The following is a 15,498-nucleotide window of genomic DNA, read 5'->3' on the forward strand; positions in this document are numbered from 1 at the left end:
GATCAAACTCTCCGTGAATGCTTACCCGACTGCGTTTAATGAAAAACTGCGGGTTCAACACTCGCGTTGAGCGGAACGCCACCGGGCGGAATAAGCCCGGCGCGTCCACAGCATCCTCGCTGTGTTATTTCAAAGGAACCTCATCCCACCGAAGCGGGACGGGGTTGTTTTATAGTCTGGCGTTGACTTTTGGCACGCTGTTGAGTTCTCAAGGAACGGACGCTTCCTTCGTACTCACCCTCTCGGGCTTTCCTCCGGGCGCTTCCCTTCGGTGATTCACACTCTATCAGGACTTTTCCGGCCCCTTCACCACCGCCGTTTTCCGCATATCCAAAAAAGACATGCAGGCACACAGCAGCAGATCCGGAATGGATCATGTCCGATGGAGTGCCGCCCGCGCCTCGCCCGGCAGTTGTCTGCGGGCCCCGGTCGTGGGCAGGGATCCGACAGTACAGCTCCCGCTGGGGCGAGGCAAATCGATTACGGACCGCGATGGGCGGCGGGCGGACGCAGGGGGTGCTCGCTCGTGCGGAACCCTCAGTTCCTATGACTTAGGCTGCTGAGTCAGTGCGCCGTCCAGGACAGGTAGTGACGGCGCGTGATGATTCTCCATCCCTGGGAGGCTTCCCATGACCACCGTGACGTCCCCTATCGCCGGACGTGCCATCGGACTCGCGGCAGTGCCCGACCCGGTGTTCTCCGGCGCGATGGTGGGCCCCGGTACCGCCGTCGACCCGGTCCGTGAGCCGGGCGAGGCCTTTTCTCCCGTCGACGGTGTCATCGTCTCGCTGCACCCCCACGCGTTCGTCGTCGTCGACGCGGAGGGCCACGGGGTGCTGACGCACCTCGGCATCGACACCGTCCAGCTCAACGGCGAGGGCTTCGAGCTGCTCGTCAACAAGGGCGACACCGTGACGCGCGGACAGGCCGTCATCCGCTGGAACCCGGCCGCGGTCGAAGAGGCCGGCAAGTCGCCGGTCTGCCCGATCGTCGCGCTCGAGGCCACCGCCGACTCGCTCGGCGAGGTGCGCGAGGACGGCGACGTCAAGGCCGGTGACCAGCTTTTCAGCTGGCAGTAGGCCGATCCCGTCCGTACACGTGACACGCGCGCACGCGCGTACATCTGCGTAGATACGGACGGCACGTACAACATCCACTGCGGCGGCCGGTCCGCCGCATCAACCGGAGACGGTGTAATGGAGACAACGCTGCGAGGCGTCGGCGTGAGCCACGGTGTGGCGATCGGCGAAGTGCGGCACATGGGCACGGCGGTTCTGGAGCCGCCGGCCAAGCAGATCCCGGCCGAGGAGGCGGAGCGCGAGCAGGGGCGCGCGCGCCAGGCCGTGGAGGCTGTGGCCGCCGACCTCATTGCACGCGGCAACCTGGCCGGTGGCGAGGCCCAGCACGTGCTGGAGGCCCAGGCCATGATGGCGCAGGACCCCGAGCTGATGGCCGACGTCGAACGGCGCATCGCGGTCGGCAGCACCGCCGAGCGTGCGGTGTACGACGCCTTTGCCGCCTACCGTGCGCTGCTGGCCGGCGCGGGCGAGTACCTGGCCGGCCGGGTGGCCGACCTGGACGACGTGCGCAACCGCATCGTCGCGCGCCTGCTGGGCGTGCCGATGCCGGGTGTGCCGGACAGCGACGAGCCCTACGTGCTCATCGCGCGCGACCTGGCCCCGGCCGACACGGCGCTGCTCGACCCGACGCTGGTGCTCGGCTTCGTGACCGAGGAGGGCGGGCCGACCAGCCACAGCGCCATCCTGGCGCGGGCGCTCGGCGTTCCGGCCGTGGTGGCGCTGCCGGGCGCGGGCGAGCTGGCCGAGGGCACGGTCGTCGCGGTGGACGGCAGCACGGGCGACATCTTCGTCGACCCGAGCCCGGAGAAGCGCGCCGAGCTGACGAAGGCGGCGGAGGCGCGCAAGGCCGCGCTGGCCGCGTCGTCCGGTCCGGGTGCGACCTCGGACGGCCACAAGGTGCCGCTGCTGGCGAACGTCGGCGGTCCCGCCGACGTGCCGGCCGCGGTCGAGGCGGGTGCCGAGGGCGTCGGTCTGTTCCGTACCGAGTTCCTCTTCCTGGACGACAGCAAGCAGGCGCCGTCCGAGGCCAAGCAGGTCGAGGCGTACCGCAAGGTGCTGGAGGCGTTCCCCGAGGGCCGCGTGGTCGTGCGCGTGCTGGACGCGGGCGCGGACAAGCCGCTGGACTTCCTGACGCCGGCCGACGAGCCGAACCCGGCGCTGGGCGTGCGGGGTCTGCGGACGCTGCTGGACCACCCGGATGTGCTGCGCACGCAGCTGACCGCGCTGGCCAAGGCCGCCGAGGGGCTGCCGGTGTACCTCGAGGTCATGGCTCCGATGGTGGCCGACCGCACGGACGTCAAGGCGTTCGCGGACGCGTGCCGGGAGGCCGGTCTGCAGGCCAAGTTCGGTGCGATGGTGGAGATTCCGTCCGCCGCACTGCGGGCGCGTTCGATCCTGCAGGAGGTCGAGTTCCTTTCGCTGGGGACCAATGACCTTGCGCAGTACACCTTCGCGGCGGACCGTCAGGTCGGTGCCGTCTCCCGGCTGCAGGACCCGTGGCAGCCGGCGCTGCTCGACCTGATCGCGGTGTCGGCGGAGGCGGCCAAGGCCGAGGGCAAGAGCTGCGGCGTGTGCGGCGAGGCCGCCTCGGACCCGCTGCTGGCGTGCGTGCTGACGGGGCTGGGCGTGACGAGCCTGTCCATGGGCGCTGCGTCGATTCCGTACGTGCGTGCCGCGCTGTCCAAGCACACGCTGGCGCAGTGCGAGCGTGCGGCTGCGGCGGCGCGTGCCACGGACACGGCCGAAGAGGCGCGGCTCGCCGCGCAGGCGGTGCTGTCCGGCGAGTGAGCCGGTCGTGAGTGAGGAAGGGGTGCCCCACCGGTCCGGTGGGGCACCCCTTCCCGTCATTCCAGGTCGATCTCCGGTGCTTCCGCGTACACGACTCCGTGCTCCGGCGGTACGGGCTCGCCCGTGACGATGTCGGTGCAGTAGGCGGCGAAGACCTCGCCCTCGGTCAGCGGCCTCAGGCCGCCGTCCACCAGGCCCCAGCCACGGACCGTCTCCGCCTCTCCCCCGGCGGTGCGCAGGACGATCGCGCCCGGGCGCTCCCCGGTCAGGCCGGCCGCCACGACGGTGCAGAAGACCAGGGCGTCCGCTTCGCCCAGCTCGACGGTGCCGTCCGCGTGGGCGTCGACGTGGAGCACGCCGACGAGCGGGACCCGGCCCGGGCCGGGGACGGTGCACACGAGGTGGTGTCTGCCCCGTCCGGTCTCCTCGACGATCCGGCGCAGGGCCCGGGTGGCCCGGGCGAAGGCGGCCTGGCCGACGTCCTCGCCGCAGGAGGTGCAGCCGCCGGTGCCGGCGAGGAGATCGGAGGCGTGCTCCCAAGTGGCCTGCTGCACCGTCTCGTCGACGAGGCGGGGCAGCAGGCGGCGGATGGGCTGGCCCGCGTAGACGACCGTGGTGCCCGCCGCCGCGACCTCGGCCGTGTAGCGGTTGCGGCTGGCGGGACTGTCCGGGTCGAGGCGCTCCTCCGCGCAGAACTCCTCGTACCCGGCGGGGTCGAAGAGGGCGACGCTGGTGTGCGTGCCCCGGGCGGTGCGGGTGCGCAGCAGCCTTTCCATCTGCCATAGATACGCATCGTGGTCGTCGAAGAACGGGAAGCTTCGGTACCGCCTCATGGCGGCGAAGTCGCGTTCATCGGCCAGGACGGCCACTGTGCCGGTGATTTCCCTGTTCAGCAGCCGTCGTCGGGTGTCCTTGCCCTGGTGTGCCATGTCCTCGTTCCCCCTGAGCGCGAGTGATGATTGCTCACTCACCGTAACCGGGGGCACTGACAACGGGCTCAGCCGCGGCGTTCGCGCGCCAACTGCTCGTAGAAGTCGAGCAGTCCGACGTTGTCGACGGAGCCCGGATTGACCGCCTTCTCCAGCGGTGTCCCCTGCAGCAGCCGCTTGACCGGTACTTCGATGCGCTTGCCGGTGAGGGTGTGCGGGATCGCGGGCACCTGGATGACCTCGTCGGGGACGTGGCGTGGGGAGAGCTGTTCGCGGATGGTGCGCTTGATGCGGTCGAGGAGGGCGTCGTCCAGCCGTGCGCCGGGGGCGAGGTGGACGAAGAGGGGCATCCAGTAGCCGCCGTCGGGCAGTTCGACGCCGATGACGAGGGACTCGCGGATCTCGGGGAGGCGTTCGACGGCCTCGTAGATGTCGGCGGACCCCATCCGGACGCCCTGCCGGTTGAGGGTGGAGTCGGAGCGGCCGTGGATGACGACGGTGCCGCGCGAGGTGAGGGTGATCCAGTCGCCGTGGCGCCAGACGCCGGGGAACATCTCGAAGTAGCTGTCGCGGTAGCGGCTGCCGTCGGGGTCGTTCCAGAAGCGGACGGGCATGGAGGGCAGCGGGGCGGTCACGACGAGTTCGCCGACCTCGTCGACGACGGGCTTGCCCTGCGCGTTCCATGCCTGGAGGTCGGTGCCCAGGCAGGGGGCCTGGAGTTCGCCGATGTACACGGGCAGGGTCGGCACCGCGCCCGCGAAGCAGCTGCACACGTCGGTGCCGCCGCTGACCGAGGCGATCCACGTGTCCGGGGAGACCTCGTCGTGGATCCAGCGGAACCCGTCGGGCGGCAGCGGCGAGCCGGTGGTGGCGACGCAGGCGACGCGGGAGAGGTCGAGGTCGTGCCCGGGGCGGATACCGGCCTTGCGGCAGGCCATCACGTAGGCGGCGGAGGTGCCGAAGAGGGTGGTGCCGGTGCGTTCGGCGATGCGCCACTGGGCGGCGGTGTCGGGGTGGCCGGGGCTGCCGTCGTAGAGGACGACGGTGGTGCCGGTGAGGAGGCCGGAGACGAGGAAGTTCCACATCATCCAGCCGGTGGAGGTGTACCAGAAGAAGCGGTCGCCGGGGCCCAGGTCGCAGTGCAGGGCGAGCTGTTTGAGGTGTTCGAGCAGAATGCCGCCCTGGGACTGGACGATGGCCTTGGGCAGGCCGGTGGTGCCGGAGGAGTACAGCACCCACAGCGGGTGGTCGAAGGGGAGCTGCTCGAAGACCGGCTCGGTGTCGGCGGCGGTGAGGTCGTCCCATTCCAGTGCGCCCTCGGGGGCGGCGGTGCCGAGCAGCGGGATGTGCACGACGGCGCGCAGGGTGGGGAGTTCGGCGCGCAGTTCGGCGACGACGTCGGTGCGCTCGTGCCGCTTGCCGCCGTAGTGGTAGCCGTCGACGGTGAACAGGACGACGGGCTCGACCTGCTGGAAGCGGTCCAGGACGCTGCGGGCGCCGAAGTCCGGTGCGCAGGAGGTCCATACGCCGCCGACGGCCGCGGTGGCGAGCAGGGCGACGACGGCGTGCGGGATGTTGGGCAGGTAGCCGCTGACCCGGTCGCCGGGCCGGACGCCCAGCCGGCGCAGCTCGGCGGCCAGGGAGCCGACCTGGCGGCGGAGTTCGGCCCAGGTGACGGGCTGCGGCTCGTGAGTCTCGTCCACGTGCAGCAGGGCGGGCTCACCGGCGCGGGCCGGGGCCTCGGCCGTGCGCAGGGCGTGTTCGGCGTAGTTGAGGGTGGCGCCGGGGAACCAGACGGCCCCGGGCATGCCGCGGTCGACGAGGACGCGCTCGTAGGGCGTGGAGAAGCGCACGCCGCACCACTCCGCCAGGGCCTGCCAGAAGCGTTCGAGTTCCTCCACCGACCAGCGGTGCAGGGCCGCGTAGCTCGCGACGGCGTCGCCGGGGACGGGGGCGGGCGCGCCGTGCTCGCGCGCGGCCCAGGCGTGGAAGCGGGTGACCTGGGCACGGGCGATGCGGTCCTCGCCGGGGTGCCACAGGGGCTCGGGACTGTCGGCGGACTGCTGCGGTGCGGTGGTCATCTGGCTGCTCCCGGCTGTACGCGTCGTGGGCGTCTGCGCGCACACGGGCGGGGTATGCGCGCGACGCGGCTGTCCAGGACGATGCCATGTGATCGACTCGGGCACCAGGGGTGTCCGTTCGCGCACGCGTCGGACACCGGGTCCGGAGGGGGTGAACGGCAGTTGAACGGAGCACGGTCCCGGCGGCCGCGGTGGCAGGGTGAGCGCCATGGACGGTCGTGACCTGGTACGGACGGTGAGGGCGGTCGGTTCGGCGCAGGGGCTGCGGTCCCTGCGCGCGGCGTGGCGGCACCGGCAGGCGGACGCGGCGGCGCTGCCGCGGCCGGGCGGGGAACGGGCGCGGGTGCCCGGCGAGGCGCTGGGCGCCGGTCCGGAGCCGGGCGGCGGGGTGGTGCGGTTCGCCCGGTCGTCGCTGCGGGTGCGGGTGGCGGCGGGGGGTGCGGTGTTCTGCGGCTGGGACGGGGCCGTGCCGGAGCCGTCGTACGCGCTGGCCGGTGCGTGCCCGGAGGCGGACGAGCGGGCGGTGCTGGAGCCGGACACGGACGGCGGCTGGCGGGTGGTCTCCGAGCGGGTGCTGGTGGCGGTCTCGCGGCGCGGTGCGGTGGAGGTGCGCACGCCGGGCGGGGTGGTGCTGCGCCGGGACCTGCCGCCGCGCTGGTGGGAGCCGGTGGCCGCCGGGGATGTCGGAGGGGCGGGGGCGGCGCGCTGGGTGCAGCGGTCCGAGGTGGCGGCGGACGCGCGGTTCTTCGGGCTGGGCGGCCGGTCGGCCGGGCCGCGGCTGCGGGACGGCGCGTACCGGCTGTGGAACACCGATCCGGGCGGCGCGTTCGGGCCCGGGGACGATCCGCTGTACATCACGATGCCGGTGCAGCTGGTGGTCGCGGACGCGGGCACGCACCTGGTGTTCCAGGACAACTCCTGGGACGGCAGGGTCACGCTGTGGGAGGGCGAGGAGGGGGCGGGCTCCGGGCACGACCGGCCGGGGCGCTGCGAGGTGCGGATGGACGGGGGTCCGGTGCGTTCGTGGGTGCTGGTGGGCACCCCGGCGCGGGTGCTGCACGGGTGGGCGGCGCTGACGGGCGCGCCGGCGCTGCCGCCCGCGTGGGCGCTGGGGCCGCAGCACGCGCGCTGGGGGTTCGGCAGCGAGCGCGAGGTGCGGCGGGTGGCGGCCGGGTACCGGGAGCGCGATCTCCCGCTGTCGGCCGTGCACTTGGACATCGACCACTACCGGGGCCACCGGGTCTTCACCGTGGACCGCGAGCGGTTCCCGGACCTGCCGGGGCTGGCGGCGGACCTGCGGGAGCAGGGCGTGCGGCTGGTGTCCATCGTGGACCCGGCGGTGAAGGCCGAGCCGGGGCTGGCGGTGTACGACGAGGGGGCGGCGGCCGGCGCCTTCGTGAAGGACGCGCAGGGGCGGGAGGTGCGCGGCGAGGTGTGGCCGGGCGAGTCGGTCTTCCCGGACTTCACCGATCCGCAGGTGCGCTCCTGGTGGGGCGGGCTGTACACGGAGCGCCTGGCGCAGGGCTTCGCGGGGTTCTGGCACGACATGAACGAGCCCGTCTCGTTCGCCCCGTTCGGCGATCCGTCCCTGCCGCGGTCGGCCCGGCACGCGCTGGAGGGCCGGGGCGGCGACCACCGCGAGGCGCACAACGTGTACGGGCTGTCCATGGCGCGGGCGGGCTACGAGGGGCTGTGCCGGCTGCGGCCGCGGGAGCGCCCGTTCCTCTTCTCGCGCTCGGGCTGGGCGGGGATGCAGCGCTACGGCGGCACGTGGTCGGGCGACGTGGCGACGGGCTGGCCGGGGCTGCGGGCGTCGCTGGCGCTGGTGCTCGGCCTGGGACTGTGCGGGGTGCCGTACTCGGGGCCGGACGTCGGCGGGTTCACCGGGGCGCCGTCGCCGGAGCTGTACCTGCGCTGGTTCCAACTGGGCGCGTACCTGCCGCTGTTCCGCACGCACTCGGCGATCACGGCCGGGCGCCGGGAGCCGTGGGAGTTCGGGCCGGAGGTGCTGGAGCACGCGCGGGCGGCGCTGCGGGAGCGGATGCGGCTGCTGCCGTACTTCGTGACGCTGGCGCATCTGGCGCACCGCACGGGGGCGCCGTACGTGCGCCCGGTGTGGTGGCGCTCGCCCGAGGACCGGGCGCTGCGCGACTGCGAGGACGCGTTCCTGCTGGGTGATTCGCTGCTGGTGGCACCGGTGCTGGAGCCGGATGCGGACCGGCGGGCGGTGCGGCTGCCGCGGGGGCGGTGGTACGACGCGGCGACGGGCCGGGCGCACGAGGGGCCGGGGCAGGTGCTGCTGGACGCTCCGCTGTCGCGCATCCCGGTGCTGGTGCGGGCGGGTTCGGTGCTGCCGGTGGCCTCCGGCGATGCGGGGCAGGTGGAGCTGGAGGTGTGGCCGCCGGCCCCGGGGCGTACGGGCGGCGGGGTGCTGATCACCGACGGGGAGACGCCCGTGACGGTGCGCTTCACGACGCGGTGGCGGGACGGGACGGTGGCGGTGACCCGGGAGGGGGAGCAGGAACCGGGGTATCCGGTGCGGCTGCGGGGGATGCCCGGTCCTTCCCCCAGTCCGGCCGGGCCTGATATGCCATAGGGCATGCCGAGGATACCGATCTTTTCTGTCTCATTCCGGGCATTCGTAGCGGCCGTTGCCGCGCTCCTCGCCGTCACCTCCCTGCCGGCCACGGCACAGGCGGCGCCGACCGGGCGCCTGCCCAAGGGGTTTGTCGCCCTCGCCGACGTCGACCCCACGATCGTCCAGGAGATCCGCTACGCCACGGTGCACAACTTCACCGGCCACCGCGTGGACGGCTATCTGCGGCCCCGCTGCATCCTCACCCGGCCGGCCGCCGAGGCCCTGCACCGGGTGCAGCGCGCGCTGTGGCCGAAGGGGTACACGCTCAAGGTCTACGACTGCTACCGGCCGCAGCGTGCGGTGAACGACTTCGTGGCGTGGGCGAAGGACCTGGACGACGTGCGGATGAAGGGCGAGTTCTATCCGCGCGTGGACAAGTCCCGGCTGTTCGAGGACGGTTACATCGCGGCGAAGTCCGGGCACAGCCGCGGCAGCACGATGGACCTGACCGTCGTGCGCCGCCCGGCACGCCCCACGCGCCCCTACGTGCCCGGTGAGCCGCTCGTGCCCTGCTACGCGCCGAAGGCGCAGCGCTTCCCCGACAACTCCGTCGACACGGGCACCGGTTTCGACTGCTTCGACACGCTCGCCCACACCCTCGACCCGCGCATCACGGGCCGGCAGCGGGCGAACCGGCTGCTGCTGAAGTCCGCCATGGAACGGACGGGTTTCGTCAACCTCGCCGAGGAATGGTGGCACTACACGCTGCGGAAGGAGCCGTTCCCCAACACGTACTTCGACTTCCCCGTCCGCTGACGCGACTGGCCTTGACGCTCCACCGGGCCCGCAGAACACTGCGCGGTGCCATTGCCGCGCCGCTCTCCGGGAGGCGTCATGACGGGCCCGTACGTAGCCGCGATCGACCAGGGCACCACTTCCAGCCGCTGCATCGTCTTCGACAGCGGGGGTGCGGTGGTCGCCGAAGACCGGCGGGAACACCGCCAGATCCTCCCGCAGCCCGGCTGGGTGGAGCACGACGCGGCGGAGATCTGGGCGAAGGTCCAGGCCGTGGTGGCCGGGGCGCTGGCCGCCGCGGGGCTGCGGGCCGACGAGCTGAGCGCGCTGGGCATCACCAACCAGCGCGAGACGACGGTCCTGTGGGACCGCGCCACCGGCAAACCGGTGCACAACGCCATCGTCTGGCAGGACACCCGCACCTCCGAGCTCTGCCGCAGCCTGGGCGGCACCGAGGGCCAGGACCGGTTCCGCCGGTCCACCGGGCTGCCGTTGACCAGTTACTTCTCGGGGCCGAAGGTCGCCTGGCTGCTCGACCGGGTGCCGGGGCTGCGCCGGCGGGCGGAGAACGGCGAGATCGCCTTCGGCACCGTCGACTCCTGGCTGATCTGGAACCTGACGGGCGGCACGGAGGGCGGGGTGCACGTCACCGACGTCACCAACGCCTCGCGCACGCTGCTGATGGACCTGGAGACCCTCCAGTGGGATCCCGCGATCCTGGAGGCGATGCGGATCCCCGAAGCGGTGCTGCCGGAGATACGTTCCTCCGCCGAGGTCTACGGCAGGGCCGTGGGCCGGCTCGCCGGGGTGCCGGTGGCGTCCGCGCTGGGCGACCAGCAGGCGGCGGTGTTCGGGCAGACCTGCTACCGGGTGGGCGAGGCCAAGAACACCTACGGCACGGGCAGTTTCCTGCTGCTGAACACCGGCTCCCGGCCGGTGCCGTCCAAGAGCGGCCTGCTGACGACGGTGGGCTACCGGCTGGGCGGCGAGGCGCCGGTCTACTGCCTGGAGGGGGCGATCGCCGTCACGGGCGCGCTGGTGCAGTGGCTGCGCGACCAGTTGGGCATGATCCGCTCCGCCGACGAGATCGAGACGCTGGCCGCGAGCGTGCCCGACAACGGCGGCGCCTACATCGTGCCGGCCTTCTCCGGCCTGTACGCGCCCTATTGGCGCCCGGACGCCCGCGGAGTGATCACCGGTCTGACGGCCTACGTCACCCGGGCGCACCTGGCGCGGGCCGTGCTGGAGGCGACGAGCTGGCAGACGCGCGAGGTCGTGGACGCGATGCTGCAGGACTCCGGGGTGCCCATCACGGCGCTGAAGGTGGACGGCGGGATGACCGTCAACGGGCTGCTGATGCAGCACCAGGCGGACGTGCTGGGGGTGCCGGTGATCCGGCCGGTGATCACCGAGACGACGTGCCTGGGCGCGGCCTACGCGGCCGGGCTGGCCACCGGTGTGTGGCGGGACCTGGACGAACTGCGGGCGCAGTGGCGGCAGGAGGCGATGTGGCTGCCGCGGATGGCGACCGAGGCGCGTGAGCGGGAGTATCGCCAATGGCGCAAGGCGGTTGAGCGCACCTTCGGCTGGTGTTAGGCGGTTCGCTGAGGGGGCGGTTCCTCGGCTGCGGGCCGTTCGTGGCCGGCCGCACGGTTCCCCGCGCCCCTTCGGGGCACCAAGGCTTGCTCGACCACCGAGACCAGGACCTCCTTCGCCGACTCCCGCTCCCTCGCGTCGCACATCACGACCGGGACCTCCGGGTCGAGGTCGAGTGCGTCGCGTACGGCCTCCTCCGGGTAACGGGCGGCGCCGTCGAAGAGGTTGACGGCGAGGGTGAAGGGGATGCGACGGCGCTCGAAGTAGTCCACGGCGGCGAAGCAGTCCTCCAGGCGGCGGGTGTCGGCGAGGACGACGGCACCCAGCGCGCCCTGGGCCAGTTCGTCCCACAGGAACCAGAAGCGGTCCTGGCCGGGCGTGCCGAAGAGGTAGAGCACCAGGTCCTCGCGGAGGGTGATGCGCCCGAAGTCCATGGCGACGGTGGTGGTCGTCTTGCCCTCCACGCCCGCGATGTCGTCCACCGGCCGGCCCGCCTCGGTCAGCAGTTCCTCCGTGCGCAGCGGGCGGATCTCGCTCACCGAGCCGACCAGGGTGGTCTTGCCGACGCCGAAGCCCCCGGCCACCAGCAGCTTGAGGGTGGTCACCGGGGCGGCGGGCCGCCGGCGGGTGCGGTCGGTGCGGCCGAACACCATGGGTTCTCCTCCGATTGTTCCGCAGGCCCCGGCGCCGGGGCCTGCGGAGAGTGGTTCACAACGCCCGCAGGCCGTCGATGACGTCCCGCAGGATGCCCTCGTCGGGCAGTTCCGCCGGGGGCACGGGACGGGTGACGCGGACGTGCCCCGCGTCGATCAGGTCGCCCACCAGCACCCGGACGACGCCCACCGGCAGGTCCAGCTCCGCGGCCAGTTCGGCGATGGACTGCGGTGTCCGGCGGGCCAGTTCGGCGATGTCGAGGTGTTCCGGGGACAGCGTCTGGTCCGTCAGGGCGTGGGCGCCGCCCGGGTGGCCGGCCAGGGACTCCTCGGCGATCACCAGGGCGATCAGGTCGAGCCGGTCCTCGGCCGCACTGCGGGTGCGGCCGCGGGTCATGGCGTACGGGCGGACCACGGGGCCCGCCGCGTCGTCGAACCAGCGCGCCGGCTGCTCGGGGTCCCGGTCCATGCCCGCCGTCACGCGCCGGCGGCGGCGCCGGTGCGCGGAGCGGTGGCCAGGTGCGTGCCCACGCGCTTGACGAGCAGGGTCATCTCGTAGGCGACCTGGCCGATGTCGGAGTCCGCGTCGGCGAGCACCGCCAGACAGCTGCCGTGGCCCGCGGCGCTGACGAACAGGAACGCCTCCTCCAGCTCGACGACGGTCTGCCGGACCTGTCCGGCGTCGAAGTGCCGGCCCACGCCCTTGGCGAGGCTGTGGAAGCCGGAGGCGACGGCGGCCAGGTGCTCGCCGTCCTCGCGGGTGAGTTCCCCGGACGTGCCGGTCGGCAGTCCGTCGCCGGACAGGACGAGTGCCTTGCGGATGCTGGCGACGCGCTCGACCAGGTCGTCGAGGAGCCAGTTGAGCTCGCCGTCCTCGCCGGTCAGGTCGTTGCGCAGGGCTTCCTTCGGTGCGGTCATCGACCGTCCCCCTCAATCGTCGTTCCTGGTGCTGTCGTTCCTGGCGGGTTCGCCATGTCGTGCTGGTCACGGCCGCGCTGCCAGCCGCGCTGGAGGGCGGCCATCCGGGCCCGTACCTCGTCGGCGTCGCGGGCGGCGTCCGGACCGGCCGGGTCCGGGGCGGGCCGGGCGTGCGCCCCGGTCCGGTCGTCCTTCAACTGCGGGGCGAGGCTGGCCTGGCGCACGCGCCGGGGCAGGCCCCCGGTGGGCGTACGGTCCTCGTCGGGGCCGGTGCCCGGGTCCTGGGCGGGCGGGCGTCCGGCGGTGCGTTCGGTGATCCTGCGGCCGTGGTCGGAGACCAGGACGGGGGCCCGGCGGCGCGGCAGCGGGAGCGGGCCGTCGGGGGCCTGCTCGTGCTCCTCTTTGCCGGGCTCGTCCGGAATGTTTCCGAACAGGGCGTCCAGCGGGCCGGGTTCGCCGGTGCCGTCCGGGGCGCCGAGGCGCTCGCGCACCGGACGGGGGCGGCGGCCGGGCAGCGGCTGCCCTCCGGTGTCCTCGTCCGCTCCTGCACCACGGCCGCGCGGGGCCTCGGTGAGCAGTGCCGAGGGGATGAACACCACGGCCGTGGTGCCGCCGTAGGGGGAGGTCTGCAGGGAGACCCGGACGCCCTGGCGCTGGGCGAGCCGGCTGACGACGAACAGGCCGAGGCGGTCGGTGTCGGAGAGCTCGAACTCGGGGGTCTCGGCGAGCTTGAGGTTGGCCTCCAGCATGGCGTCGGCCGTCATGCCCAGGCCGCGGTCGTGGATCTCCAGGGTGAAGCCGTTGGAGACCCGCTCGCCGAGGACCTGCACCGCGGTGTGCGGCGGGGAGAAGACCGTGGCGTTCTCCAGGAGTTCGGCGACGAGGTGGGTGAGGTCGCCGACGGCCGGGCCGTCGACGGCGAGCCGCGGCAGGCGGCGGACGTCGATGCGCTCGTAGGCCTCGACCTCGGCGACGGCGGCCCGGACGACGTCCATCAGCCGGACGGGCTTGCGCCACTGCCGGGCGGGCGCGGCGCCGGAGAGGATGACCAGGCCCTCGGCGTGCCGGCGCATGCGAGTGGTGAGGTGGTCGAGGCGGAAGAGGTCCGCCAGCTCGTCGGTGTCCTCGGTGCGGCGCTCCATGGTGTCGAGGAGGGTGAGCTGACGGTGCAGCAGGACCTGGCTGCGGCGGGCGAGGTTGACGAAGACGTCGGAGACGCCGCGGCGCATGTCGGCCTGTTTGACGGCGGCTTCGACGGCGGCGCGCTGCAGGGTGTTCAGGGCCTGGCCCACCTGCCCGAGTTCGTCGGAGCCGTACTCCAGGCGCGGGGCCTCGGTCTCGACGTCGACGGTCTCGCCCGCGGCGAGGCGGCGCATCACGCTGGGCAGCCGCACGCCGGAGACCTCGTGGGCCTCCTTGCGCAGCCGGCGCAGGTCCCGGACGAGGCCGCGGCCGATGCGGATGGAGATGACGAGCGAGCAGACGAGGGCGGCGAGGCCCAGGACGCCGGCGACGGCGGCCTTGATGAGGACGCCGACGGCGACGGGCTGGACGCGGCCCGCGTAGCGGTCGCTGGCCTGCTTGCCGAGGGCGGCGAGGTCGTCGAGGACGGGGCCGACGGTGGCCTGCCACTGCCGCTGCGCGACGGCCTGGTCGGTGCGGCCGGGGCCGCCGAGGACGACGGCGTCCTCGGCGGCGCGCAGCGCCCTGGCGTGCGGGCCCCGCCAGTAGGCGTCCAGGAGGGTGCGGTCGGCGGCGGGCAGGGCGGGCAGGCTCGTGGAGTAGAGGATCTTGCGCTCGGCGGTGCGGTCGGAGAACGCGCGCAGGTCCTGCAGGTCCATGCTGCCCGCGATGAACGCGCCGGAGAGCAGGGCGTCCTCGCGGGAGACCGACTCGCGGGCGCGGACGAGGCCGGCCAGGGCGCGGCTCTGCCGCTCCATGTCGGCGTCCTGGACGGCGCTGAGGCTGCCGAGGAAGTCGTAGTAGGGATCGACGAGTTCGTTGTAGGCCTGGAAGGCGGCGTAGCGGGTGAGGGTGCTGTCCTCGACCCTGCGGCGCAGGCCCTCGATGCTGTCGAGGCTCGTCTCGATGGCGCGGAAACGATCCTTCGTGCCGGAGTCCATGGCGTCGCGCACGCCGCGGCCGACGCCGGAGCGGTAGTCCGCGACGGCCTTGTCGGTGGCGCGCTGCCGGGCGTCGAGCTCGGTCAGGGCACCGGAGCGGCGGGGGTCGGCCAGGTAGACGAGGGTCTGGCGGCGCTCCTTCTCCAGGGCGAGGATCACATCCTCGGCGGGGAAGCCCGCCTTGCGCATCACGTCGGCGAAGGAGAACAGCTGGACGGCCTCCTGACCGGTGATCACCGTGGCGAAGGCCCACAGCGCCGTCAGGGACAGCAGCGGCACCAGCAGCAGCGCCACGATCTTCCGGCGGATCGACTTCCCGCGAAAGCGCATGGCCTCCCCTACGTCAACCCCGGTGCACGGGGGTGGTGTTCCGACAACAATGCGGCGTGAGCCTACTACTGCGAGGTAGCGGACCCGAAGACCAGTACGGACCAAGGACGTGTGACGCGGCCGGTTTTCCCCTCATCACGGGAACCTTCGGGCACTCACGGCCGCTCTCTGTACAAAGGGAGAGGAAGAGTTCCGACCGGGGGAGGTGAACGGCCTTGCAGCGGAACCGTGATGCGGGCGCCGGCGCGGCGCCGGGCCGCAGGCCCTTGTGGGTGGAGGAGCCGGCCAGGCGGCCGAGAATGCCGGATCCCATCCGTACGGCCGCGGTGCGCGCGGCCCTGATCGCCGCCGTGACGGTGGATCTGACGGTGGTCACCGTGCTGTTCGCACTGGCCGGTTCGTGGCTGGCGTTCCCGGCCCTGCTGAGCGCGGTGGTGAGCACCGTGCTGGCGACGTGGAGCGTGCTGGACGTGTGGGTGACGCGGCAGGTGTGGCGGCAGCGGCACGGGGTGATCTCCGTGCCGAGCAGCAGTGCGCGCGCTGCGCGCGGCATACGGGGGGCGCGGAGCGCCCTGTGAAAGGGCACGGAGCTCTGCTGAACATGCGGCTCCGCCGCGTGGGCGCGACC

General features: G+C 72.9%; 12 protein-coding genes. 6 read left to right on the plus strand and 6 right to left on the minus strand.

Annotated features, from left to right (window positions below; all coding sequences use genetic code 11):
- Positions 1–629 precede the first annotated feature (629 nt).
- Positions 630–1,079: a PTS sugar transporter subunit IIA gene (locus tag ACLHRZ_RS25005; RefSeq protein ID WP_490420751.1), complete on the plus strand. Its 450-nt coding sequence runs from the start codon at positions 630–632 to the stop codon at positions 1,077–1,079.
- 117 nt (positions 1,080–1,196) lie between these two features.
- Entirely contained in the window at positions 1,197–2,867 is a 1,671-nt protein-coding gene (ptsP, locus tag ACLHRZ_RS25010) for a phosphoenolpyruvate--protein phosphotransferase (protein ID WP_490420752.1), read from the plus strand.
- Positions 2,868–2,923: 56 nt separating this feature from the next.
- Here the strand turns inward: ptsP and ACLHRZ_RS25015 are convergent, their stop codons facing one another.
- Both ACLHRZ_RS25015 and ACLHRZ_RS25020 read right to left on the minus strand, forming a co-directional pair.
- Entirely contained in the window at positions 2,924–3,796 is an 873-nt protein-coding gene (locus ACLHRZ_RS25015) for a DUF8829 domain-containing protein (RefSeq protein WP_490420753.1), read from the minus strand.
- Positions 3,797–3,864: 68 nt separating this feature from the next.
- Complete coding sequence (locus tag ACLHRZ_RS25020; protein WP_490420754.1) at positions 3,865–5,877, minus strand: acetoacetate--CoA ligase; 2,013 nt, start codon at positions 5,875–5,877, stop codon at positions 3,865–3,867.
- A 208-nt stretch (positions 5,878–6,085) separates the two neighbouring features.
- Here ACLHRZ_RS25020 and ACLHRZ_RS25025 point away from each other — a divergent pair, with 208 nt between their 5' ends.
- From ACLHRZ_RS25025 to glpK, 3 genes are all read left to right on the plus strand, one after another.
- On the plus strand, positions 6,086–8,473 hold the full coding sequence (locus tag ACLHRZ_RS25025; RefSeq protein ID WP_490420755.1) for a glycoside hydrolase family 31 protein: 2,388 nt from the start codon (positions 6,086–6,088) through the stop codon (positions 8,471–8,473).
- Between the two features lie 3 nt (positions 8,474–8,476).
- Positions 8,477–9,271, plus strand: a complete 795-nt coding sequence (locus ACLHRZ_RS25030; RefSeq protein ID WP_490420756.1) for a M15 family metallopeptidase — start codon at positions 8,477–8,479, stop codon at positions 9,269–9,271.
- A 78-nt stretch (positions 9,272–9,349) separates the two neighbouring features.
- Entirely contained in the window at positions 9,350–10,846 is a 1,497-nt protein-coding gene (gene glpK / locus ACLHRZ_RS25035; RefSeq protein ID WP_490420757.1) for a glycerol kinase GlpK, read from the plus strand.
- On the opposite strand, the gene ACLHRZ_RS25040 is transcribed toward glpK, so the two are convergent.
- Genes ACLHRZ_RS25040 through ACLHRZ_RS25055 form a run of 4 tightly spaced genes read right to left on the minus strand, consistent with a single transcriptional unit; the run spans position 10,843 to position 14,870 of the window.
- Positions 10,843–11,499, minus strand: coding sequence for a GTP-binding protein (locus tag ACLHRZ_RS25040; protein WP_490420758.1), 657 nt, complete (start codon positions 11,497–11,499; stop codon positions 10,843–10,845). The genes glpK and ACLHRZ_RS25040 overlap by 4 nt on opposite strands.
- 55 nt (positions 11,500–11,554) lie before the next feature.
- On the minus strand, positions 11,555–11,968 hold the full coding sequence (locus ACLHRZ_RS25045) for a DUF742 domain-containing protein (protein ID WP_490420759.1): 414 nt from the start codon (positions 11,966–11,968) through the stop codon (positions 11,555–11,557).
- 8 nt (positions 11,969–11,976) lie between these two features.
- Positions 11,977–12,417: a roadblock/LC7 domain-containing protein gene (locus ACLHRZ_RS25050; protein WP_490420760.1), complete on the minus strand. Its 441-nt coding sequence runs from the start codon at positions 12,415–12,417 to the stop codon at positions 11,977–11,979.
- Complete coding sequence (locus ACLHRZ_RS25055) at positions 12,414–14,870, minus strand: sensor histidine kinase (RefSeq protein WP_490420761.1); 2,457 nt, start codon at positions 14,868–14,870, stop codon at positions 12,414–12,416. Before ACLHRZ_RS25055 ends, ACLHRZ_RS25050 begins: the two co-directional genes overlap by 4 nt.
- A 299-nt stretch (positions 14,871–15,169) precedes the next feature.
- On the opposite strand from ACLHRZ_RS25055, the gene ACLHRZ_RS25060 reads away from it, so the two are divergent.
- Positions 15,170–15,448: a hypothetical protein gene (locus ACLHRZ_RS25060; RefSeq protein ID WP_490420762.1), complete on the plus strand. Its 279-nt coding sequence runs from the start codon at positions 15,170–15,172 to the stop codon at positions 15,446–15,448.
- The last annotated feature ends 50 nt before the right edge of the window (positions 15,449–15,498 follow it).

The sequence above is a fragment of the Streptomyces sp. AM25 genome, from assembly GCF_058146165.1.